General features: G+C 63.5%; 25 protein-coding genes. 16 read left to right on the top strand and 9 right to left on the bottom strand.

Annotated features, from left to right (window positions below):
- Window positions 1-2 precede the first annotated feature (2 nt).
- Together KW825_RS06125 and KW825_RS06130 are read left to right on the top strand one after the other, a co-directional pair.
- Complete coding sequence (locus tag KW825_RS06125; protein ID WP_218328635.1) at window positions 3-1,301, top strand: LapD/MoxY N-terminal periplasmic domain-containing protein; 1,299 nt, start codon at window positions 3-5, stop codon at window positions 1,299-1,301.
- The gene (locus KW825_RS06130; RefSeq protein ID WP_218328636.1) at window positions 1,298-2,239 is read left to right on the top strand and encodes a TAXI family TRAP transporter solute-binding subunit; all 942 of its coding nucleotides are present in this window, start codon (window positions 1,298-1,300) and stop codon (window positions 2,237-2,239) included. Before KW825_RS06125 ends, KW825_RS06130 begins: the two co-directional genes overlap by 4 nt.
- On the opposite strand, the gene KW825_RS06135 is transcribed toward KW825_RS06130, so the two are convergent.
- Together KW825_RS06135 and znuA are read right to left on the bottom strand one after the other, a co-directional pair.
- The gene (locus tag KW825_RS06135) at window positions 2,234-2,905 is read right to left on the bottom strand and encodes a transglutaminase-like cysteine peptidase (protein WP_042652037.1); all 672 of its coding nucleotides are present in this window, start codon (window positions 2,903-2,905) and stop codon (window positions 2,234-2,236) included. The genes KW825_RS06130 and KW825_RS06135 overlap by 6 nt on opposite strands.
- A 74-nt stretch (window positions 2,906-2,979) precedes the next feature.
- Window positions 2,980-3,894 carry a zinc ABC transporter substrate-binding protein ZnuA gene (gene znuA, locus KW825_RS06140; protein ID WP_218328637.1) on the bottom strand — a complete coding sequence of 305 codons (915 nt, stop codon included), beginning with the start codon at window positions 3,892-3,894 and terminating at the stop codon, window positions 2,980-2,982.
- 94 nt (window positions 3,895-3,988) lie between these two features.
- Here znuA and znuC point away from each other — a divergent pair, with 94 nt between their 5' ends.
- Window positions 3,989-4,753 carry a zinc ABC transporter ATP-binding protein ZnuC gene (gene znuC / locus KW825_RS06145; protein ID WP_042652035.1) on the top strand — a complete coding sequence of 255 codons (765 nt, stop codon included), beginning with the start codon at window positions 3,989-3,991 and terminating at the stop codon, window positions 4,751-4,753.
- A gap of 20 nt (window positions 4,754-4,773) precedes the next feature.
- Window positions 4,774-5,553 (top strand): zinc ABC transporter permease subunit ZnuB, encoded by a 780-nt coding sequence (gene znuB / locus KW825_RS06150; RefSeq protein ID WP_218291117.1) that lies wholly within the window; start codon window positions 4,774-4,776, stop codon window positions 5,551-5,553.
- 29 nt (window positions 5,554-5,582) lie between these two features.
- Here the strand turns inward: znuB and KW825_RS06155 are convergent, their stop codons facing one another.
- Window positions 5,583-6,473 (bottom strand): LysR substrate-binding domain-containing protein, encoded by an 891-nt coding sequence (locus KW825_RS06155; protein WP_218291116.1) that lies wholly within the window; start codon window positions 6,471-6,473, stop codon window positions 5,583-5,585.
- 91 nt (window positions 6,474-6,564) lie between these two features.
- Between KW825_RS06155 and KW825_RS06160 the strand changes: the two genes are divergently transcribed.
- Window positions 6,565-7,422, top strand: coding sequence for a DMT family transporter (locus KW825_RS06160; RefSeq protein WP_042652032.1), 858 nt, complete (start codon window positions 6,565-6,567; stop codon window positions 7,420-7,422).
- Between the two features lie 17 nt (window positions 7,423-7,439).
- Here the strand turns inward: KW825_RS06160 and KW825_RS06165 are convergent, their stop codons facing one another.
- Window positions 7,440-8,021 carry a uracil-DNA glycosylase family protein gene (locus KW825_RS06165; RefSeq protein WP_218328638.1) on the bottom strand — a complete coding sequence of 194 codons (582 nt, stop codon included), beginning with the start codon at window positions 8,019-8,021 and terminating at the stop codon, window positions 7,440-7,442.
- Between the two features lie 101 nt (window positions 8,022-8,122).
- Here KW825_RS06165 and rarD point away from each other — a divergent pair, with 101 nt between their 5' ends.
- Together rarD and KW825_RS06175 are read left to right on the top strand one after the other, a co-directional pair.
- Complete coding sequence (gene rarD / locus KW825_RS06170) at window positions 8,123-9,016, top strand: EamA family transporter RarD (RefSeq protein ID WP_218291115.1); 894 nt, start codon at window positions 8,123-8,125, stop codon at window positions 9,014-9,016.
- The gene (locus KW825_RS06175; protein ID WP_218291114.1) at window positions 9,001-9,369 is read left to right on the top strand and encodes a GIY-YIG nuclease family protein; all 369 of its coding nucleotides are present in this window, start codon (window positions 9,001-9,003) and stop codon (window positions 9,367-9,369) included. Before rarD ends, KW825_RS06175 begins: the two co-directional genes overlap by 16 nt.
- Before the next feature lie 44 nt (window positions 9,370-9,413).
- On the opposite strand, the gene pspG is transcribed toward KW825_RS06175, so the two are convergent.
- From pspG to KW825_RS06195, 4 genes are all read right to left on the bottom strand, one after another.
- Window positions 9,414-9,632 (bottom strand): envelope stress response protein PspG, encoded by a 219-nt coding sequence (pspG, locus tag KW825_RS06180; protein WP_218291113.1) that lies wholly within the window; start codon window positions 9,630-9,632, stop codon window positions 9,414-9,416.
- A gap of 48 nt (window positions 9,633-9,680) precedes the next feature.
- Window positions 9,681-9,887, bottom strand: coding sequence for a PspC domain-containing protein (locus KW825_RS06185; protein ID WP_218328639.1), 207 nt, complete (start codon window positions 9,885-9,887; stop codon window positions 9,681-9,683).
- Window positions 9,888-9,889: 2 nt separating this feature from the next.
- Window positions 9,890-10,552, bottom strand: coding sequence for a phage shock protein PspA (gene pspA / locus KW825_RS06190; RefSeq protein ID WP_218328640.1), 663 nt, complete (start codon window positions 10,550-10,552; stop codon window positions 9,890-9,892).
- 207 nt (window positions 10,553-10,759) lie between these two features.
- The gene (locus KW825_RS06195) at window positions 10,760-11,488 is read right to left on the bottom strand and encodes a 1-acylglycerol-3-phosphate O-acyltransferase (RefSeq protein WP_218328641.1); all 729 of its coding nucleotides are present in this window, start codon (window positions 11,486-11,488) and stop codon (window positions 10,760-10,762) included.
- A gap of 175 nt (window positions 11,489-11,663) precedes the next feature.
- Here KW825_RS06195 and KW825_RS06200 point away from each other — a divergent pair, with 175 nt between their 5' ends.
- The 4 genes from KW825_RS06200 to KW825_RS06215 are packed head-to-tail and all read left to right on the top strand — an operon-like array spanning window position 11,664 to window position 15,422.
- Window positions 11,664-12,041: a hypothetical protein gene (locus KW825_RS06200; protein ID WP_042652024.1), complete on the top strand. Its 378-nt coding sequence runs from the start codon at window positions 11,664-11,666 to the stop codon at window positions 12,039-12,041.
- 52 nt (window positions 12,042-12,093) lie between these two features.
- A complete protein-coding gene (locus KW825_RS06205) occupies window positions 12,094-14,157 on the top strand; it encodes a protein-disulfide reductase DsbD (protein WP_218328642.1) in 2,064 nt (687 codons plus the stop codon).
- Window positions 14,154-14,897, top strand: a complete 744-nt coding sequence (locus tag KW825_RS06210; RefSeq protein WP_218291108.1) for a DsbA family protein — start codon at window positions 14,154-14,156, stop codon at window positions 14,895-14,897. Before KW825_RS06205 ends, KW825_RS06210 begins: the two co-directional genes overlap by 4 nt.
- A 3-nt stretch (window positions 14,898-14,900) precedes the next feature.
- Entirely contained in the window at window positions 14,901-15,422 is a 522-nt protein-coding gene (locus KW825_RS06215) for a protein disulfide oxidoreductase (protein ID WP_218291107.1), read from the top strand.
- Between the two features lie 79 nt (window positions 15,423-15,501).
- Here KW825_RS06215 and KW825_RS06220 read toward each other — a convergent pair whose 3' ends face one another.
- The gene (locus KW825_RS06220) at window positions 15,502-15,915 is read right to left on the bottom strand and encodes an EF-hand domain-containing protein (RefSeq protein ID WP_218291106.1); all 414 of its coding nucleotides are present in this window, start codon (window positions 15,913-15,915) and stop codon (window positions 15,502-15,504) included.
- 320 nt (window positions 15,916-16,235) lie between these two features.
- On the opposite strand from KW825_RS06220, the gene KW825_RS06225 reads away from it, so the two are divergent.
- The 5 genes from KW825_RS06225 to KW825_RS06245 all read left to right on the top strand — a co-directional run bounded on the left by KW825_RS06225 (window position 16,236) and on the right by KW825_RS06245 (window position 19,520).
- Window positions 16,236-16,520, top strand: a complete 285-nt coding sequence (locus tag KW825_RS06225) for a J domain-containing protein (RefSeq protein ID WP_042652019.1) — start codon at window positions 16,236-16,238, stop codon at window positions 16,518-16,520.
- Between the two features lie 23 nt (window positions 16,521-16,543).
- Window positions 16,544-17,074 (top strand): hypothetical protein, encoded by a 531-nt coding sequence (locus KW825_RS06230; protein ID WP_042652018.1) that lies wholly within the window; start codon window positions 16,544-16,546, stop codon window positions 17,072-17,074.
- 13 nt (window positions 17,075-17,087) lie between these two features.
- Complete coding sequence (locus KW825_RS06235; protein ID WP_042652017.1) at window positions 17,088-17,849, top strand: hypothetical protein; 762 nt, start codon at window positions 17,088-17,090, stop codon at window positions 17,847-17,849.
- A gap of 10 nt (window positions 17,850-17,859) precedes the next feature.
- Window positions 17,860-18,765 (top strand): hypothetical protein, encoded by a 906-nt coding sequence (locus tag KW825_RS06240; RefSeq protein ID WP_218291105.1) that lies wholly within the window; start codon window positions 17,860-17,862, stop codon window positions 18,763-18,765.
- 539 nt (window positions 18,766-19,304) lie between these two features.
- Window positions 19,305-19,520, top strand: coding sequence for a glycine zipper 2TM domain-containing protein (locus KW825_RS06245; RefSeq protein ID WP_218328643.1), 216 nt, complete (start codon window positions 19,305-19,307; stop codon window positions 19,518-19,520).
- Window positions 19,521-19,825 lie beyond the last annotated feature (305 nt).

Genomic DNA, 19,825 nt, shown 5'->3' on the forward strand with positions numbered 1-19,825 from the left:
GTATGTCATTAGCAAGATTGTTAAATGTAATCATCCTGATCCTGTTCACCCTGGGTGCCATCCTGCTGCTCATGCTGGAGATCACCACGGTACGGCAATCCATCCTCGATCAGATGTCGGCCAACCTGGAGACGGCCATCACCGCCCTCGGCCTGGTGCTGCAAGGTACCCTGCTCAACGACGACAAGGTGCTGGCGGAAACCATAGTCAATGCCATGTTCGACGGGGGCTTCGTCAGCTCGGTCACGCTGCTGGATCCCGATGGCCAGCTGCTGTTCCAGAAAGTCTTCCACACGGCCCAGCAAAATATTCCCAGCTGGCTGCCGGCCGTCGTCCACATGCCGCCGGTCAAGATCGAGCAGGAGCTCACCGATGGCTGGCGCATCCTCGGCACCCTCACCCTCGAGGGTCACGAAGGCTATGCCTACCAACACCTGTGGAATGCCATCAGCCGCACCGGGCTGGCCTTGCTGTCCGGCCTGGTGGTCCTGATCCTCATAATCCAGTGGGTATGCACCCGCCTGCTGCGCCCCCTCGAACAGGTCAGCCTGCAGCTGATGCAGGTTCGTCAGCGCCGCTTCAGTGGCAACCTGCCCACCCCCTGGCTGCAGGAACTGCAGGAGGTCGTGGTGTCGATCAACCAGCTGGTCTCCGAACGCAAGCGGGATCTGCTCCAGCAGCGGCTCAAGATCACCCAGCTTGGCAAACAGCACGAGCCCCACATCAGCCAGAAACTGATGGCCCTGACAGAGACAGCAAGCGGCATGTATCTGCAACACTTCATCTCCACCCAGGGGGAGATCAGGCTGTATAGCCGGCTGCTCCCCCAGCGGCCACCGACCGTCGACAGCTCACCGGACGAGATCCGGGCCCTGCTCAACCATTGGCTGGCACAGAAGGCGGAGGGGCTGCAGCTCCCCCTCAGCCTGCTCAATCATCCTGACTGGGCACAGTTTTCTTCGTCTCTGGCCAGCGGCAAGGGCAAGACCCTGGACTGGCGTTGGGATCTCGCCCTCTTCCCGCCCCTTGCCGAGGAGCGCCTGACGGCCCTGCAGGCCCAGGGGATCGAGATGGCGTTCAGCAATGTGCCCATGAACAACGACAACCTGACCAGACTCGATCCCATCAATCCGGTGTTCATCAGTTGTCAGCTGACCCAGGCCCCGCTCTACTGGAATCTGCTCTCCCAGTGCCTGCATGCGTCCGGCTATACCCTGTTAGCAGAAGCCAGCGAAATCAATGACATCAATACACTACGCAACTGGGGCATAGATGGTTATGCCAGCCAGGAGGCATCATGAGACCCACTCTGCCGTTACTCGCCCTGCTGTGGCTGCCCTCCTTGCAGGCCACCACCGTGGCCATAGGGACCGGGGGGGAACAAGGCATCTATTACCAGGTCATCAAGGAGTTCTGCCGCCTGGCAGGCAAGAGCGACCCGGATCTGAAATGCAGACTGCAGGCCAGCTCGGGCTCCATCGAGAATCTTCGCCTGTTGCAGGCGGGGGGGATCCCCTACGCCATAGTGCAGTCAGACTGGCTCTATCAGGCCAGCCACGGCACCGGCCCCTTCAGCAAACTCCCCCAGCCTGAACTGAGGGCTCTGTTTGCCACCCATGCAGAGCCTTTCACCCTGGTGGTGCGGGCCGATGGCGACATCAGCAAGCTGGACCAGCTCAAGCTGGCCCCCATCGACATGGGGCTGAAACACTCGGGCACGCGCCAGACGGCGCTGGCGCTATTTTCTGCTCTGGGTGCAAAGGAGCAGGATCTGGATCTGAAGAGCGTGGCCAATCTGGCCGAGGCGCTGTGCAGCAAGCAGATCGATGCCTATGGGCTGGTGATGGGGCACCCGAACCGGATCGTGCTGGAGACGGCCAAGCGTTGCGCCATCCACTTTCTGCCCATCGATGGGCCGGTGCGGGATCAACTGTTGAAGGGGGTGAAGTATTACCAGCGTAGCCAGGTGCCTGCCCGCATCTATCCTGGCAACCTGAAGGCCACCCCCACTTTCGCCATCGCCGCCACCCTGGTCACCAACGCCAGCACCACGGATGCCGACGTGTATCGCCTGACCAGGGCCATGCTGAGCCAGCAGACCAGCTTCAACGAGCAGACCTACGGCTACGCCAACCTGTTCCACAAGGCGCGCAACAAGATAGGCCCGGTGCTGAGCATCGAGCAGCATCCGGGGGCGACAAAGTATTTCGAGGAGTTGAAAACGGCCGGCAAGCTATAGCTGGCGGCGGGGGGTACGCAGGTGCTCGCTGGAGAACCGGCTCTGCATCGAGGTCCACTGAGTCAGGCGATCGGCGCTCCCCGCCAGGGTGCCCTCACGCCGTGACTTCATGACCCAGATGCTTTTGGCATCGAAGCTGTAGACGGGTTGCAGATCGTTGCGCTGGCTACCGGGCAGGATGCGGCCATTGATGTTGTCCAGCACCAGAGGGTCGGACTTGGTGGTCGAGAAGTAGAGCGTCACCATGTGAAACTGGTTGTACCGGACCGCCTTGACATAGGCCAGCCGCAGCTTCTGCTCGTCAACCCCCAGCTCCATCAGGGTATAGTACTTGGAGATGCTGTAATCCTCACAATCCCCACCCCGGGCCCCGATAAACTCCAGCGGGTTGGCCCAGTAATCCTCCTCCCCCCACAGCCTGGGATCATCGCTGAAGGTCAGGTTGTTGAAGTAGTTGTTCACCAGCTCCAGCTTCTGCTGATCCGTCGTGCCGGCCCTGGGGGTGAGCAATCGAGAAAACGCCTCCGCCCGCTGCAACACCTTGCCGCCATAGACCGCCTGCAGCTTGGTCTTGAGATCCGGGCTGGCGACGTAATTGGACAGTTGGGAGGCCTGCACAGGGGCACATGCCAGTGCCAATGTGCAGGCGGGGACGAGCCATTTCATACGAGACGCTCCGTGTCATGCGCTGGAGGTCAGTATAGTCAGGCCTGACTAGGGCATCGACGCGGCAGCCACCTTTAGCGGCACTGGGCGAAGGCGTCGGCCAGCTGCTGCATGAACTGCGGGTAACCATCCGGTCCGAGCGGCACCTGCTCACCGACCTCATCCAGCAGCAACACCTTGGCGCCGGTGTTGCGGGCGACCGATTCGATCACCGCCGGTGAGAATTGCGGCTCGGCATAGATGCAGCTCGCCTGCTTCTCCTCCAGTGCCTTGCGGATCTCCACCAGGGTCTTGGCGCCGGGGCGACGCTCCGGACTCACGGTGAAGTGTCCCTTGGAGCTCATGCCGTAGTGGCGCTCCCAGTAACCATAGGCTTCGTGGAACACGAAATAGCCCTTCTGGTTCACCGCCTTCATCTGCCCGGCGATGACCTTGTCCTTGGCATCGACCTTGGCCTGGAAGGCCAGCAGGTTGGCGCGATAGCGCTCCGCATTGCCCGGATCCCGGGCGCTCAGCGTCTCGCTCATCGCCCTGGCGATCACCAGCGCCTGGGTTGGTCCCAGCCAGATATGGGGATCCACCCCTTCGTGATGGTGCCCCTCGTGCCCGTCATGATCATGGCCTTCATGCTCCTCATCGGCCGGCTCCTCATGCCCGGCCTGCTTGCTGTAGTCGAACAGCGGCATGCCCTCGACCCGGGTCAGGGTCAGCACATGGGGATGCTTGGCCAGCGGCTTGGCCATGAAGCCTTCCAGCTCGGGGCCGACCCACACCACCAGACCGGCCTCGTTGATGCTGCGAATGTCGGAAGGGCGCAGGGCGAAGTCGTGGGGGGAGGCGCCGGTCGGCAATAGCACCTTGGGCTCACTCACGCCGTCGGTGATGGCAGCGGCAATGAAACCGAGCGGTTTGATGGTGGTCAGTACCTCGAGGGCACGAACAGGCAGACTCACCGCCAGCAGGGCGGTGATCAGGGTAAGAATTCGCATAGAGATCTCGTCAGGAAGTGAGTGTGTGATAATATAACAAACCAACGTTATTGTTATATTATAACTCTCACTGGCTGTAAACCCCGGAGCTGTCATGACCCAACTGGTGGAGCTGAAAGAGGTCTGTCTCGCGTTTGACGGACGATCCGTGCTCGACAAGGTCTCCTTTACCCTGAATAAAGGCAAAATCACCACCCTGGTCGGCCCCAATGGCGCGGGCAAGAGCACCCTGAGCAAGCTGGTGCTGGGCCTGCTCAACCCGGATTCCGGCAAGATCATCCGGCGCCGCGATCTGCGGGTCGGCTATGTGCCACAGCGCCTCTACCTGGATCCCACCCTGCCGCTGACGGTGCGCCGCTTCCTGCAGCTTGGCAAGAATGGCCGCCTCTCCATCGACGAGGCACTGAATCGGGTCGGCGCCCAGGATCTGCTGGACAACCGGATGCAGAAACTCTCCGGTGGTGAGATGCAACGGGTGCTGCTGGCCCGCGCCCTGCTGGTCAAGCCCGAGCTGCTGGTGCTGGACGAGCCGGTGCAGGGGGTGGACATCAGCGGCCAGATCGAGCTCTATGCCCTGATCGGTCAACTGGCGGCCGAGCTCAACTGCGCCGTGCTGATGGTCTCCCACGACCTGCATCTGGTAATGGCCAGCACCCATGAGGTGATCTGCCTCAATCGCCACATCTGCTGCCACGGCGAGCCGGAAAGCGTGGCCCGCCACCCCGAATTTGCCCGCCTGTTCGGGCGCCCGGAGCAGGAGGTGCTGGCGGTCTATACCCACCATCACCACTGTGACGGTGAACACCATCATCACGAGCCGCAGGCCCCGGTCATCCGCCTGCCCTCTCGCAATCGTTAAGCACGGCTAAGGACATTCAAGTGGACAGCTTTCTGTTATATGCCCTCGCGGCAGGTCTCGGCATCGCCCTGCTGGCCGGGCCTCTCGGCAGCTTCGTGGTGTGGCGCAAGATGGCCTACTTCGGCGACACCCTCTCCCACGCCTGCCTGTTCGGCATAGCGCTCGGCATACTGCTGCAGGTGGATCTCACCCTGGCGGTGGTGGTCTGCTGCCTCGCCATGGCCATGCTGCTGGTGGTCATGAGCCGCAACCAGCAGGTGGCCACCGACACCCTGCTCGGCATCCTGGCCCACAGCGCCCTGTCCCTTGGCCTGGTGACGCTGAGCTTCATGGATAACGTGCGGGTGGATCTGATGGCCTACCTGTTCGGCGATCTGCTCTCGGTGCAACCCATGGATCTGCTCTGGATCTACGGCGGCGGCGCCCTGGTGCTGCTCACCCTGTGGCGGCTGTGGGATCCCCTGCTCTCCATGACCATCTCGGAGGAGCTGGCGCGGGTGGAAGGGATCCGGGTCGACGTGCTGCGCTGCGTGCTGATGCTGCTGATCGGGCTGGTGATTGCGGTGGCCATGAAGTTTGTCGGCGCGCTGATCATCACCTCCCTGCTGATCATCCCCGCCGCCACCGCCCGCCGCTTCAGTCAGACCCCGGAGCAGATGGCCGGCTTTGCGGCGCTGATCGGCTGTCTGGCGGTGCTGGGGGGGCTCAGCCTCTCCTGGTTCCAGGACACCCCGGCCGGCCCCTCGGTGGTAGTCTGCGCCACCAGCCTGTTTATCCTGAGCCAGTTCAAGAAGGCCTGATCACCGGCGCGTCGGGGCTGCGCCTTGGCCTATAGCGGCATGCTCTGGCGCGTCTCCATCATCAGCCATTGGCGCAACCGGCTGATGGCGGGCTCATGGGCCCGTGAGCGCTTGCAGGTGAAGTAGAACGCATCCCCCGTCACCAGCTGGTGGACCGGCAAGGCCACCAGCTGGGGATCATCCGGCCGCAGCATATAGTCATTCACGAACGCCACCCCCTGATCCCAGGCCGCCGCCTCCATCGCCAGCAGCACATGGCTGAAGTGGTGCATGCGCGCCTGCTCCGGTATGACCAGACCGCCCGCCTGGGCCCAACGCTGCCAATCCTCCCCCCGCGCCTTGTAGATGGACTGCACCGACAACAGCGGCAACTGCCAGATGGCCTGTGGCCACTCACCCTCGACCTGCTGCAGCAGGCGGCGGCTGCAGACCGGGAACAGCCGCTCCTGATAGATGAGATCGTGACAATAGCCGCGACCGTGTGGGGAGACGGTGATGAAGCAGTCCGCCACCCGATCGGAGAGCTCGGGATCTTCCGCCACCATCTCCAGGCTGAGATCCAGCTCGGGATAGAGCTGACGCAGCCCGGCCAAGCGTGGGATCAGCCACTTCACCGCAAAGGAGCTGTAGACCGCGAGCCGCAGCCGCATCTCGCCGCCCCCGCGCAGCTGTTCGCTGCTCTGGGATATCTGGCCGAGCCCGGCCGCTATGCCCTCGAAATAGATCTCTCCCTGGGTGGTCAGTGACAACAGGCGCCCCTGACGCAGCAGCAACCGCTCCCCCAGGAAATCCTCCAGCAGGCGGATCTGGTGGCTGACCGCGCTCTGGCTGACGTTCAGCTCGAGGGCCGCGCGGGAGAAACTGAGCAAGCGGGCGACCGCCTCGAAGTACTGGACGGCGCGCAGGGGGGGCAGCTTCATTATCCAAAATTCTCATAGATGGTGATTTTTTATCATTTTACTGGATAACTAGCCCCAGGCTACCCTCCCCTCATCTAACGTGGGAGGTGGTATGAATGCAGTCGGGATCGGCATCCTTTATCTGGTGCTGGGCAACATGGTGGCGGTCTTTTCCGATGCGCTGGTCAAGGTACTGGATCCGAGCCAGCCGGTGTTCCAGTTCGTGTTCTTTCGCCAACTCTCCGCCGCCCTCTTGCTGGCCCCCTGGCTGCTCTGGTCCTGGCGACGCAACCCGCCGGTGGCGCTCAAGTGGCATCTGTTGCGGGCCCACATCTGGGCGATCGGCGTCTGCCTGATGGTGGTCGCCCTCACCCGCTTGCCGCTCGCCACCGCCAATGCCCTGTTTTATGCGGCGCCGCTGCTGATGGTGCCGCTCGCGGTCTGGCTGGCGGGGGAGGCACTGTCGCGTCAGAAGGTGCTGACGGCCTTGGTGGGCTTCATCGGGGTGCTGATCGTGCTGCGCCCGACCGAGGTGAACTGGGCCGCGCTGGCGGCGCTCGGGGTGGCGCTCTCCATGGCGGTCAACAACCTGCTGATCAAGCGGATCCCGCTCAAGCAGCCCATCGCCCAGACCCTGTTCTTCACCAACGTGCTGAGCATGCCCATCATACTGGCGCTGGCCTGGTGGGAAGGGGGAACCTGGCAGTGGCAGATGTGGTGGCCCGCCTTCGGCTCGTCGGCGCTGATCATGGTCTACGCCGGGCTCTGCGTGGTGGCCTATCGCAAGGCGGAGGCGAGCAAGATCGCCTCGGCGGAGTACACCGGCCTGCTGATGGCGGTGGCCATCGGGGTGTGGCTGTTTGACGAGCAGCCGGGTCTGCCGCTGCTGCTTGGCTGCCTGTGCATCATACTGCCGCTGGTCGCCATGGCCCGCGGCAAGCCAAAACCCCTGGCCGAGCCGGTGGTCTGACGCAGCAGGCTACAGGGTCACCCCAGCAGGGGGGCGACCCTGAGTCGCAGCTGAGGAACCACCTCCTGCTCGAACCAGGGGTTCTTCTTGAGCCAGAAGGTATTGCGCGGTGAGGGATGCGGCAGTGGCAGCCAGGCGGGGCCATAGTCGGCCCAGCTGTGCACAGTCTCGGTGAGCGAGCCCTTGCCCGCCGCACCCAGATAGTAATGCTGGGCGTACTGGCCGATGAGCAGGGTCAGCTCTATATGGGGCAGCAGCATCAACACCTTGTCATGCCAGGTCGGCGCACACTCGGGTCTGGGCGGCAGATCCCCCGACTTGCCCTTGCCGGGATAGCAGAGCCCCATCGGCATGATGGCAATGCGGGACTCATCGTAGAAGGTGGCCTTGTCCACCCCGAGCCAGTGGCGCAGCCGATCGCCGGAGGGATCATCCCAGGGGATGCCGCTGGCATGGACACGGGTGCCCGGCGCCTGACCGATGATAAGCAGGCGGGCACTCTCGGCGCCACGGATCACCGGCCGCGGCCCCAGTGGCAGATGGGCCTCGCACAGCCGGCAGGCCCGGATCTGTTCAAACAGCATGTCGAGTCGGTTCATGGCCCGATGGTAGCAGACTTTCCCCCTCTATCCTGCTTGTGAAACCGCCGGCAGCTACTTATCATGCGGCCACATTTGTTTAATTTAATAAACGGAAAGCGATGAAGAACTGGATGGGCACCGGCAGTGCGGCCCTCTCCTTCCTGCTGTGGGGCATGCTGCCGCTCTATTACCAGTTCATGCCCGAGGTCAACATGTGGGAGCTGCTCTCCCACCGGGTGCTCTGGTCGGCCGTGCTGCTGGGCGGGCTCTTCCTGCTGCTCGGCTATCGGCTGCCCTGGGCACGGCTGCGCAGCGAGCCGCGCCAGCTCGGCCTCATCCTGCTGGCGGGCCCCGTCATGTCCGTCAGCTGGTGCATGTTCACCTGGTGCCTGACCACCGGCCAGGTACTGGCCACCAGCCTCGCCTTCTTCATGACGCCACTGTTCAACATCGTATTTGCCGTCATTTTCCTGAGGGAACGGCTCAGCCCGCAGAAGCACCTGGCGGTCGCCCTGGCCCTGGCGGGGTTGGCCTACATGCTGTTCTCCTACGGCCAGTTGCCCTGGTTCTCCCTCATCATGGGCGCCAACTTCGCCTTCTACGGCCTGCTCAAGAAGAAGGTGCACTATGATGCCGGCGTCAGCCTCTATCTCGAGTCCCTGGTGCAGCTCCCCGTCGCCCTGCTGATCATCGGCTGGCTGGGCCTGCACGGCACCAGCCAGTTTATGGCCGGGGACTGGGCCGACAGGCTGCTGCTGATGGGCAGCGCCCCCGCCACCCTGCTGCCGGTGGGCCTGTTCTGCTACGCCGTGGCGCGCACCCGCATGAGCACAGTGGGGCTGCTGCAATACATAGAGCCGAGCCTCGCCTTCCTGCTCGCCATCTTCTGGTTCGGCGAGACGGCGGATCCGGTGAAGTCGGTGGGCTTCGCCTTCGTCTGGGCCGGCCTGCTGATCAGCCTGCTGCCCCTGCATCTGCTCAAGCGGAGCCGAGTCGAATGGCACAAACCCTGATCGCCCCCACCACTGTCGATCGGCCGACGGCACGCTGGTTTATCTATCTGGTGCGCACCGGCGCGGGCGCGCTCTACACCGGCATCAGCACGGATCCCGAGCGGCGCCTGCGCCAGCACCAGAGCGGCAAGGGCGCGCGCGCCCTGCGTGGCAAGGGACCGCTGGCACTGGTGTGGCAGCAAGAGCTCGCGGACAAGGGGAGCGCGCTGCGCCTCGAATACCGGCTCAAGCAGCAGAGCAAGGCATTCAAGGAGCGGCTGCTGTTCGAGCCTCAACTGTGGAGCGACTGGCATCAATCCTGGCTGGCAAGCACCGCCGCCGATCCCAAGACGACCAACCACCTGGCGCCATAAAAAAGGCCACTGCGAGCAGTGGCCAGGGTCCGACAGCAGGGAGGCTAACGGTAGGTGTTCGACTGCTTGCGCCTGTTGCTGAGCAACCAGCACACCACCAGCAGTAACAGCAGCCAGGGCGCCAGCTTGATGATGAGGGCAAACATGCCAGCCAGGGCGCCAAACAGCACGAAGACCCCGCTCACCAGCAGCATGGCCAGCACGGTAAATCCGGTCAGCGCCATGGTCACCAGCACCAGCATCAAAACGATAAATTCCAGCATGGGTTGCTCCTCACCAAGGGTGTCTTGCCGACTGGGCTGATCCTGGGATCAATCCAGCCAGCGCTTCAATTCACGACGGGGCGGCATGATCAGTACCGCCAGCAGGTAGGCGGCCAGGGCCAGGGGCGGCATCAGGATCAGACTGAGCAACGCCAGGACCCGCACCGTCACCCGCGAGATCCCCAGCCCATTGGCCAGGCCGGCACAGACCCCGGTCAGCTTGCGATGGGCCAGATCCTTGGGCCAGGGGCTCATGCTCACACCCCGACCTGCTGACCCTTCAGCTTCGCCAGCTCACGCTCTATCTCGTCATTGAGCTCCAGCTCGCGGAACTGGGCCTCCAGGGAGGGGTTCTGCCCCAGGGTTGCCGCCTCCAGCTGGGCTTCCAGCTGATCCACCCGACCCTGAAAGCCGTCGAAACGCACCATCAGCTCATGCATGCGCTGGTTGTCGACCTGGGCACGGGCCCGGATCCGGCTGTGCGCCGTCTGCTCGCGCAGGGTCAGCATCTTCTGCTTCTCCCGCGCCTCGGTCAGCTTGCTCGCCAACCGCTCGCTGTCGGCGGTCAGCTGGGCCAGCACCTCGGCCACCCGGGCCTTGTCCTGCTCCAGTTGCTCGCATTTCTTGAGCTCCGCCAGCTTCTCGGTGAGGGCGGCGCGCGCCAAGTCTTCACGGCCCTTCTGGATGGCGAGCTCGGCCTTGGCCGCCCACTCCTGGATCTGGTGGCGCAGCGCCTGCTGATGGCGCTCCAGTTGCTTCTTCTCGGCGATGACGCGGGCGGCCTGGGTTCTCATCTCGACCTGCACCTGCTCCATCTCCTCGATCATCAGCCGCAGCATCTTCTCCGGCTCCTCACTCTTGTCGAGCAGGCTGTGCAGGTTGGCGTTGATCACGTCGGTCAGGCGGCTAAATACGCTCATGGTCTGGCTCCTCGTTCATGGGATGGGTATCTCTATCCATGACATTACAAGAGCCGTGCCAAGATGATTTATTGTTGTTTTACATAGAGATGGAGATTAATCGTCAAAATCCAAGGACCCTGAGTTGGTAAAAATAACCAACATGGTGGTGATTTTTACCAATAAAAAAGGGAGCCAGCGGCTCCCTTCCTATCTCGTCGCGCGACCTCAGACGGCCCGACTATGGCCGAGCCGGCTGTCCAGCTCGACCAGCTTGGCCTCCATCTGGGCCCGGCAGGTATCTGACAGATCGCGGATGCCGGCGGCGCCGTGCTCCTTGCTGCACAGGGGCGGCAGCATCTCCAGCAGGACCTCGCCGTTGTCCCAGCGGTTCAGATCGACCTGACCGAAGTAGCTGGAGCAGACGATGGGCACCACGGGCACCTCGGCCTGCACGGCGGTGTGGAAGGCGCCGGCCTTGAACGGCAGCAGACCGCGGCCCTTGGAGCGGGTCCCCTCCGGGAACATCCAGATGGAGGTGCCGTGATTCTTGATGCGATCCACCACCTGGCCTATGGTGCCGATGGCACGGGAGCGGTTGGATCTGTCGATCAGCACGTTGCCGGAGAGCCAGAAGAGGAGGCCGAAGAACGGCAGCCACAGCAGGCTCTTCTTGCCCACCGCCACCACGCCGGGCATGACGGCACCGGTCACGGTGAAGATGTCGAAGTTGCTCTGGTGGTTGCAGACGTACACTGCCGGGCCGACCGTCTTGACCTCGTCCGGGATGATGACCCTGACCTTGAGCCCGATCAGCGGGCAGACCGCGTGGTACATGCGGGCGAAGACATAGACGTTGTTGGGGTGGCGCGGACGCACCAGGCAGAGCAACAGACCAAACACAAACCAGAAGACGAGCAGCAGGGTTAGCAGCAGCACACGGGCAATTTTGAGCATCGAACACCTCGGATGTTAACTCGGCGCAGTATACTGGTCCCCCTTTTAGCGAACAAGCGTTCGCCAAACAGAACCGACCTCCCCCTGTCCGCGGATGGGCACACGACCAGACCCCCGACTTGCCCCACCCGCCATTGGCCGCTAGGATGTGCCCATCTTGATGGACGGGGCTAGCATGATGTTGCAACAACGCGCGGCGAAACGACTCCTGCTGCTGGTCTGCCTGCTGGTACTCAACTGTGCGGCCCAGCCGCTGGCCCGGCTGGCTCTGCTCGATCAGGCTCTCGGCTGCCAGGCGCTGCCCGAACAGAGCAGTCCCGACGATCAGGATAGCGCCCGCGCCGCCAGCCCGCAGCCGAGCAGCTGCCAGCTCAACGGCAAGTGGCTGAGTGCCGCCAGCCTGCTCTGCGTCGAACAGCTGTTCTTCGCGGTGGCCCTGGTCATCGCCCTGCTGGCTCCGCTCTGGCGCTATACGCCCCCCTTGCCTCCCCCCAGGGTCATCTCGCCGCCCGAGCGGCGTCTTCATCTCACCCTCTGTGTCTGGCGGGAATGAGTTCGGCTGTTCGTTGATTAGCCGTCATTCATTTTTTTGCGAGACAAAACCGATGTCAAACCTTCTCAAGGCAACCCTGTTACTGGGCTGCTTGCTGTGGCAATCCATGGGATTGGCCAGCGACACGGGCTGGCTCACCAGCCCCCAGAACGATCACGCCAAGGTGCGGCTGCAGGCCGACCGCAGCGATCCCCAACAGACCCGCATCCTGCTCGAGGTCGAACTCGAGTCAGGCTGGAAGACCTACTGGCACAGCCCGGGTGAAGGGGGCATAGCGCCCCAGATCCTGTGGCACAAGCCCGTCACCGAGCTCCAATGGCACTGGCCCGTACCCCGGCACTTCGAGGTGGCCGGGCTCAGCACCCAGGGCTATCAGAAAAGCGTCAGCTTTCCCATCAGCCTGCACTACCCCAAAGAGCAGCCACTCGAGGGGATCCTGCGCCTCTCCACCTGCAGCAACGTCTGCATCCTGACCGACTACCCCTTCCGGCTCGACGCGGACGGTGCCGTGCCCGCCGGCTTCGACTTCGCCTACGCCAAAGGGATGAGCACCCTGCCCCAGCCGCTGCCGGTGGACATCAGGGTCAGCCTTGGTTATCAGCACAACCAGCTGCAACTGCTGGCAGAGCGCGCCGAGGGTTGGCAAAACCCGGCACTCTTCATCGACGCCCTGGAGGGGGCCGAGTTTGGCAAGCCGGCGCTGGAGGTGCAGGGCACCCGCCTGATCGCCCGAGTGCCGGTCAGCGATGGCTGGCAGGGGGATGCGCCGGACATTCGCGGCAACCGGCTCGGCCTGCTGCTCACCAGCGACGAACAGGCCTGGCAGACCGAAGTCCCCATAGGTGAGGCGCTCAGCCTGCCAGACCAGCGCCAATCCCTGCTCTGGCTGCTGGGGGCGGCGCTGCTCGGCGGCCTCATCCTCAACCTGATGCCCTGCGTGCTGCCGGTGCTGGCGCTCAAGCTCGGCTCTGTGTTGCAACAGCAACACCGGCAGCAGACCGAGGTGCGCAAGCAGTTCCTCGCCGCCAGCGCCGGCATCCTCGCCTCCTTCTGGCTGCTGGCGGCCATGAGCAGCCTGCTGCGGGCCACCCAGGGGGCGGTCGGCTGGGGCATCCAGTTCCAGAGTGTCGGCTTCATCGGCTTCATGGTGGTGGTGACGGCGCTGTTCTGCGCCAACCTGTTGGGGCTGTTCGAGATCCGCCTGCCGAGTACCCTCAGCACCCGGCTGGCCACCAGCGGCGGCAATGGTCTCGGGGGTCACTTCCTGCAGGGGAGCTTTGCCACCCTGCTGGCCACCCCCTGCTCGGCGCCTTTCCTCGGCACCGCCGTCGCCTTCGCCCTGGCGGCGCCGCTGGCCGAGCTGTGGCTCATCTTCACCGCGCTCGGCATCGGCATGAGCCTGCCCTGGCTGCTGGTGGCGGCCCTGCCGCGCCTCGCGCTCTGGCTGCCGAAACCGGGCCGCTGGATGAGCCGGCTGCGCCTCCTGCTCGGCCTGCTGATGCTGGGCTCCAGCCTCTGGCTGATCAGCCTGCTCGGCAACCATCTGGGCGGCGTCACCAGCGGCTGGCTGATGGCGACGCTGTTGCTGGTGCTGCTGGCCGGCATCATCTGGCGCTACGGCATCCGGGGTTTCACCCTGGCGCTGTCGCTCAGTGCCCTGGTGGGCGGGGCCTGGCTGCTGGGCGGTGCCTTCACCGCCCAGGGCTCGGGCAGCCTCGACAGGGTGGCCTGGCAGCCCCTGTCGGAGCAGGCCATCAGCCAGGCGCTGGCCGACAACAAACGGGTGTTCGTGGATGTCACCGCCGACTGGTGCGTGACCTGCAAGGCCAATAAATACAATGTGTTGCTGCGCGATGAGGTGCAAGATGCCCTCTCGGCCCCCGATGTGGTGGCCCTGCGCGGTGACTGGAGCAGACCCAACGACGCCATCGCCGCCTTCCTGCGCAAGCGCGACGCGGCCGCCGTCCCCTTCAACCAGATCTACGGCCCCGGCCTGCCAGCGGGAGAGACACTCTCCCCGCTGCTGGACAAGGCCGACCTGCTGACCCTGTTGCGCCGCGCCGCCTCATCCCAAGGCGACGGCCAGTCCCCCCATTTCGAAGGAGAGAAAAAATGAAACCGACCCTGCGCACTCTGACCCTGATTGCCTCCCTGTCCGCCGGCCTGCTGGCCCCGGCCCTGCACGCCGCCCCCTTCACCCCGGAGCAGGAGGCCCGTATCAAAGAGCTGATCCGCGAGACCCTGGTGGCCAATCCGAAGATCCTCGACGAGGCGGCCGAATCCTGGGAGAAGCAGAACACCGCGGCCCAGGAGGCCCAGCTCGGTGACTTCATCAAGGGCAACAAGGACATGCTGTTCAACAGTGCCACCAGCCCGCGGCTCGGTGCCAAGAACCCCAAGCTGACCCTGGTGCTGTTCACCGACTACAACTGCCCCTACTGCAAACAGTTCGATCCGCAGATAGCCAAGCTGCTCAAGGCCTATCCGAACGATCTGGGGCTGGTGATCAAGCTGTTGCCGTTCAAGGGGCAGACCTCCGCCAAGGCGGCCCAGTACAGCCTGACCCTGTGGCAACAGGATCCGGCCCGCTTCCTGCCGCTCCACGACAAACTGATGAGCAAGCAGGGCATGCTGACCGAGGCGGACATCAACAAGGCGCTGGCGGCCACCGGCAATGTGGCGCTCAAACCTGAAGGCAAGGCCACCGAGGAGCTGCGCAATAGCCTGCGCATCGGCACCTTGCTGGGGGTGCAAGGCACACCGGCGACCCTGATCGGCAACCAGCTGGTGCCGGGCGCCCTCCCCTATGAACAGCTCGAACAGTTGGTGAAGGCCGAACTGGTCAAGCTGGGCTAAGGAATGGCGACCATCACCCAACCTCGCTGGAAACGCTGGGGCAAGGAGGCGATCTGGCTGCTGCTGGCGGGCCTGGTCATCTCCAGCCTGCTGGACTACTGGCGCGGCCCGACCCTGCCCGCCGGGGCCATGAGCGCCCCCCTCACCCTGCAGGATGGCAGCACCACCAGCCTCGCCGCCCTGAGCCAGGACAAACCGCTGCTGGTCTACTACTGGGCCAGCTGGTGCGGGGTGTGCCGCTTCACCACCCCGGCGGTGGAGCAGCTGTGGCAGGACGGTGGGCAGGTGCTGACGGTGGCGCTGCGCTCCGGCGGCGACGCCCAGTTGCGACAGGGCATGACCAGGAAGGGGCTGAGCTTCCCCACCCATAACGATGAGCAGGGCAGCCTCGCAGCCCAGTGGAAGATCGGGGTCACCCCGACCTTCCTCATCGTCAAGGATGGCGAGCTGGTGAGCAGCACCACCGGCTGGAGCAGCCGCTGGGGACTGCAGCTGCGGCTGCTGTGGGCCGACTGGTCACGCTAGCGAGTCATTCCCGCCCGCCAAGATGACAAGAGCCCGGTATTTCTACCGGGCTCTTTTTTACCTCGAAGGGGCGCAATCCTTAGGGCATCGACTGCTCGGCCCGCTGCTTCAGGCCGGCCCTGATGTCGGCCCGCTCGGCCTCGCTGATCATGCCGTCAGCGTTCTTGTCCAGGTGGGCGAAGATCTTCTCCTGGCGCTGCATGAACTGCGCCTTGGTCGTCTCCTGCCTGGGTTTCATGTTGGCCATCTTCTCCGGCGGGCTCTTGCCGGCCAGCTTCATCGCCTCATGCATCTTCGCCATGGCGGCCTCCTTCTCGGCAATCGAGAGCACGCCGTCACCATTCTGATCCTGCCGGGCGAAGCGCTGCTCGGCTTTCTCCATAAACTGGGCCTTGCTGATATCCCCCTTGATGAGTGGCTCGCCAGGCGGCTCATCGGCGGCGACGCTGAGACCACTAAAAAGCGCGAGGGAGAGAAGGTAGGGTTTGAACATGGCAATGTATTCCTCTTGCTGGCCCCGGCCTCGCCGAGCCCTGATGAAGATCGAGCAAGGTGCCGGATCAGCCGGACACCCCATCCCCGGTTTGGGCAACGCGACGGCAAAAGAGTTCCCGGCGGCCCTCCCCAGTGTAGCCCCGATGCCAATCGCCAACGGCGCCGGGCGCCATCCGCCTGTTCGTCGCCAGTTCGCTTCCTATTCATGGCGGCGGCGGCCTGTTTCCGGTAAAATGACGGGTTTTTGCCGTGCCTGGTTTTGCGAGCCCCAGGCGCCCACGGTGTGACTCCGACGATGCCAGTGATGCAGGATCTGCCATGAACAACTACTTTCGGGTGCTGGGCGTCAAGTCCAACGCCAACGAAAATGAGATCAAGAAAGCCTATCGACGGCTGTCTAACCAGTACCACCCCGACAAGCTGCTCGGGGCGACGGATGAAGAGCGAGAGCAGGCAGCCATCAAGCTGCACCAGGTGAAACAGGCCTACGAGGTGCTCAACGACCCCAAGGCACGGGCCGCCTTCATCAAGGATTTCAACAACGTCATCGTGACCGATCCCGCTTCTGCCATGCAGGAGATGTGGGACCAGTTCTACCCCTGATGCGCTAAGCAAGAAGAGCCACTATGCAAACAAAATGGGACCAGGCGCGGATCAAGGCGCTGATGCAGGATGCAAGCGAGAACATCGAATCCTATCGGGATCTCGACCAGCCCAAGGCACTGGAGCAGTTCACCGGCAAGATGAAGGCCCTGCTGCTGGCCGACACCAGCATGCTGGAATTCATGCCTGAATATCTGCCGCTCGCCCTCTATGGCCGGGTACAGTTTCCGCCCCAGGCCAAACAGGCCTGGGCAAAGTGGCTCGGCGGCAGCGTCCAGCCCTCCTGGGACGAATTCAAGGTGTCGGTGGCGTTCAACAATGCCGACCTGCCGCTGGTCAAGGCGGTGCGCGCCCTGAGCGAAGAAAAGCTCATCGAGGCCTGCGCCGTGCTCTATCTGCTGGACAACCCGCAGCCACGCGGTGGCCGCCATGCCGATGACGACTATGAGCTGCGCGATGAGGAGGAGGATGACGGAGAAGACGCCGACGCCGACTATCACGGCGGAGAAGGCGAGGAAGACGATCAGGACATGTACGACGAAGTGCGTTTCTAACTTGGGGTAAAGCATGAATAGTCTGATTGAAATTACCGCCATCGAGATCAAAGAGCTGGCCGTGATCGAGCCGAAGCAGGCCAGCGAGAAGTTCGAGCTGATCGCCATGACGATGTCCGACGAGCAGTTGGTCGAAGTCATTGAAAATATTGATATCGTTACCCTGACCCAGATCAACGGCCAGCACGACATGTCCTTCCCGTCGATCATCTCCGAGCTGATGACCCCGGAGCGGATCCGCGACATCGTCTGCCAGCAGCCGCTCTACTGGGAAGAGGCGATCAAGCACAACGCCGATGAGCTGCAACAGCACACCTTCGACTTCCTCAACTACCTGATCCGCACCCAGGACAACGAAGCCAAGCAGGCCGAGATCCTGGAGTGCATCGCCGAGGATCCGGCCGGCCTGTTCTACCTCGCCATCCCCTTCATCGAGTTCTATCGCGGTGAGCGCTTTGACGACGAGGAGGGCTATCAGGACCAGCTGCACGCCGAAGAGGAAGACCTGGAGGAGGCGCTCGCCTACAGCGATCGCCAGCTGAGCGAGGATGCCCACGACTATGCGCTGGACGATCCCCGCAGCCTGCTGATGCTGATACGTACCCTGGCGCCCGGGGTGGAGCAAGCCATCAAGGCGCTGCTGCGCAGCGAGAACAGCAGCTGGGATGGCATCATCAACAAGTTTGCCGCCGAGCTGGTGATGCAGGCCAAAGAGAAGAACCAGGTCGAGGACGAATACAAAGACGTCGACGACATGTTCAGCTTCCTGGATTGAGGCCCGCACCATGCAACTAGTGATCCGCGAGAGCAACCAGGGCCCCTTCCTGACCCAGGTACTGCGCTTTGGCCGCGACAACGAACGGCTGAGCGAGCAGCAACTGGCCGCCATCAAGGGCAAGGCGGTGCTGATGAGCCTGAAGTTCGCCGACAAGTACTACAACAAGTACAAGATGCACCTGCTGGAGCAGGCCGCCCACGACGTGATCGGGGTGGTCAGCCTGGGGCTGCAGGAGCTGTCACAGCAAGATCGCGCCAAGGCGCTGGCCCTGCTGCAGGCGCCGGAAGGCCCGGTCAAGCCGTTCCAGAAGGGCTGGTCCATGCTGATCTCGGTCAGCCCCAAGCAGCCCGGCGGCAAGAGCCTCTACGGCGAGGTGGATGCCCGCCTGCTGGACAAGATCTCCAGCCCGCCGGATGTGGAGGAGTGGCAAGGCTGGCAGGAGTACGAGAAGGCGCTGGTGGAGCACAACAAGACCCGCCTGCTGGGCCTGCTGGAGCAACACTTCTTCGCCTATGAGAGCGACCACCCCACCATGGAGGACAAGCTGGCCGAGGCGCTGCTCTACCGCATCCTCTGCGGCCAGGGCAGCGGCGCCGCCCAGCTCAGGGTCAAACAGGATCTCAAGCGCCGCCTGGGGCGGGACCTAGTGCTGCAAGAGGCCTGGTACGACACCGACTATCTGGCCGCCCAGCTCGAGCTGATGCTGGCCGAGCTGCCGGGGGATCTCGTCACCGGTCTGCGCCAGGAGCTGAGCCCCGGCTTCGTGCCCAACCTGCTGCACACCCTGGGCTTCGTGCGCCAGTACCAGCTGCTGCAACAAGCCAATGCCTCGCCGGAGAAGCTCGACAACGTCGAGATGCGCGCCGGTCTCAAGCACCCCCTGCTCGGCTGGCCGCTCTACCACGACTTCTGATGGCAGGCGCTGCCTCCCTTCGTCGTACGGCCCCGCCGGGCGTTGTCATCTCTGGCGAGCGCAGGCCGCGGCGCCTTGCCCTCTTCTCTCCTCGCGAGAGCAGGGTCGGGCAAAGGGCAGGCCAGCCATCCGGCCCCATAAATGCAGGAGGTAAAATGAACCGGAACCGTCGCCGCAACGTATATCACTCCAGCAGGGTCGCCAACACCGAGGGTCTGCAGGGCTCAGTTGATGGGGTTATGTGCCGCCGCAAGCGGTCACTGCGGCAAGCGCCGATGAGCGGCAGTGGCAAAAGAAAGGTCACCCTATAGGCGCTAGCGTACAGACGCGCTGGCGGGAGGTGGGGGAAGATGGTCGCCATAACGACCAAACGCCTGGCAGAGCACCCGACCCATATCAGACATCTTGCCCCATCGCTCCATATGCCCGCCGGATCCGCCGTTGAGCAACCATCATCCGGCTTGCGCGTCGGGCTCAGGCTCGGTAACCGCCTGCTCGGGACACCCTAACGTATTGATCAGTATCAAGAGGTAAACCCCATGAAGAAGATCCATCGTTTAGCTAAAGGCGCCGTGACCATAGTCATGCTGTTTGGCCTGGCTGCTTGTTCCGGCATGTCGCAACAGGGCAAGAGCACCGCCATAGGGGCCGGTATAGGGGCCGTCGGTGGCGCCGTGCTGACCGGCGGCAGTGCGGCCGGCACCGTTGGCGGGGCCGTGGTCGGTGGCGTGATTGGCCATGAGATCAAGAAATAGGCACCGCATCGCGGCGAGTGAGCCAGCTCAGTGCTGGCGCCGCCCGCCCCCATCCATGTGATCCAACGCCCGGCCTGACCGGGCGTTGTGCTATACGCAGCAAGCTGGCCATGGCGGCAACTGCCCCATTATGCAGATGTTTATGCATTTTCAGAGCGTGGTTACATGGATGGCCCCTCCCTTTTCCACCTCGGCCATGGCGGGAATGACGTCACAAAAGTGACAGGGATCTCGCTACCCTGACCAACTTGGTGCCAAACAGCCATCAAGATGCCGAGGATGGCGCCGTTCTCGCCAACCAAGGC

This window comes from Aeromonas sp. sif2433 (assembly GCF_019218705.1).
In the GTDB taxonomy this organism is placed as follows: domain Bacteria; phylum Pseudomonadota; class Gammaproteobacteria; order Enterobacterales; family Aeromonadaceae; genus Aeromonas; species Aeromonas encheleia.